Origin of the sequence: Flavobacterium sp. (assembly GCF_035760125.1) — a bacterium.
In the GTDB taxonomy this organism is placed as follows: domain Bacteria; phylum Bacteroidota; class Bacteroidia; order Flavobacteriales; family Flavobacteriaceae; genus Flavobacterium.
The window spans coordinates 1-2,174 of sequence record NZ_DASTTN010000501.1 but is presented as its reverse complement, the minus strand read 5'-3'; the positions used below and the strand labels follow the sequence as shown (position 1 = coordinate 2,174).

At 31.0% G+C, this 2,174-nt stretch carries 1 protein-coding gene; it reads right to left on the bottom strand.

Annotated elements, in window-relative coordinates:
- On the bottom strand, positions 1-1,357 hold a 1,357-nt coding region (locus VFS71_RS17850), incomplete at its 3' end, for an aspartate kinase (protein WP_326402965.1).
- Positions 1,358-2,174 lie beyond the last annotated feature (817 nt).

The following is a 2,174-nucleotide window of genomic DNA, read 5'->3' as shown; positions in this document are numbered from 1 at the left end:
TGTTCAACGCTTTTTTAACGTCTCTTTCATTGATAACAACCGAGATGTTTCTCTCTGAAGCACCTTGTGCAATCGCACGAATATTGACATTGTTTTTTCCTAAAGTGCTAAACATTCTTCCACTCAAACCTTGGTGGTTCTTCATGTTTTCACCAACCAAAGCGATAATGCAAAGATTTTGTTCTACAATACAAGGATCAATTTTGTTTTGTGCAATTTCTATTTGAAAAGCTTTGTTGATGGCAATTTCAGCAGTTTCGGCATCCGAATTTAAAATACCAATACATATAGAATGTTCCGATGAAGCTTGAGTAATGAAAATTACGTTTATGCTTTCATTAGATAAAACTTCAAATAACCTTTTGGAAGAACCAGCAACTCCAATCATTCCGGAACCTTCCAGAGTTACCAAAGTAATGTTGTCAATATGACTAATCCCTTTTACCGGGTTGGTATTTGATTCAGGATTGTTGGAAATCAAAGTTCCTTCGGCTTGTGGCTCGAAAGTGTTTTTGATTATAATTGGAATGTTTTTTCTTAAAACAGGCTGGATTGTTGGTGGGTACAATACTTTGGCACCAAAATGAGACAATTCCATTGCTTCTTGGTAAGATATTGTAGCTATAGGTTGCGCTTGTTTTACAATTTTTGGATTGGCAGTAAACATTCCGTTTACGTCTGTCCAAATTTCTAAATCTGTAGAATTTAATGCTCCAGCAATAATGGCAGCTGTATAATCTGAACCACCACGACCTAAAGTAGTATTTATGCCATCTTCAGTAGTAGCAATAAAACCAGGCATCACAACTACTTGGTTTTCATTAGATGCAAAAAAGTCTGCAATCAGTTGGTTTGAAAGTTCAAAGTTCACTGCAGCTTTTCCAAAATGATTATTAGTTTTAATCAATTCTCGGCTGTCTTTATAACGGCTGTTTTTTAGCTTTTGTTTTAAGGCTTCGGCAATGATATAAGAAGATAATAATTCACCAAAACTTAGAATGGTATCCAAAGTTCTTGGAGATAACTCTCCCAATAGAAAGCAACCATCAAGCAATGTTTCCAAGTGATTGATGATTCTTTTAATATGACTTAACAAACCACTTTGTTCACTTACGGGAATAAGTTGTTTAAGTGCTTCTAAATGTTTTTTCTCGATTTCGGTAACAATATCTTTAAAGCTTTCATCATTTGCAGCCGCTTTGGATGCAGCCAATTGCAATAAATCGGTTACTTTGCTTAAGGCGGATACAACAACAACAAGGTTTTCTTCTTGTGCTTTATTAATGACTATATCTAAAACTAGTTTTATGTTTTCTGCATTGGCTACCGAAGTTCCGCCAAATTTTAATACTTTCATAATGTAGGTATTTATTGTTTTTTATTTGTCATTATGTAATTCGCATATCTTAAATTGTCATTTGCGACCAATTTTCCATTATGCTCATTTCATATGTAGGTATTATTATGTATTTGTTTTAATGTAATTTAGTATCGCTATTTTGTTTGATTATCAGTATTTGAAATCCTAACGATATTTGTTTGTATTTTTTTGTTTTAAAATGCAAAAGGCTTCTATACACCCATGACTTTCTTTCTTTAAGAAAAAAGTACAGCAACTGGATTATATGTAAAATGTATACCCCTAAGGGGTAGTAGTTGTAGTAGATGTAGTTGTAACAGCAAGTGCAACCCAGATTTGAGTTGTTATCGAAGGATGATATGTGCTGTTAAAATTTTTCATTTTTGATTTTCCAAAAGTACAGTTTTTCATCAAAAAATAAAGCTTTGTGAGGAATTTTTGCGAATAGTTTAATATTTAAATTCAATATGGATTCAAATTTAATATTGTATAATTTATTTCTTTGTTTATTGAGATTATCTTTGTTTTGTTCTCTGTTTGAAGTGATTTTCTACGATGATTTTCTTTGGATTAAGTTACAATTTGTAGAAAAATAGGCTTGTGGATAATGTTGTAATGGTGAGATTGCAAATTAATAAGGATTTTTAAACTCGTAATTTTCTACTTTTAAAGATTTATTTAGAGATATTAACCGTAGTGTGAGAATTGTTTTTCTTTGCTTATAATTTTTAGATTTAATTAAAAAAAAATAGTTTTTATTATTGTAAATGATTTATTCTTTTTTTAGTTATAATTGTAAAAATTATACTATTTT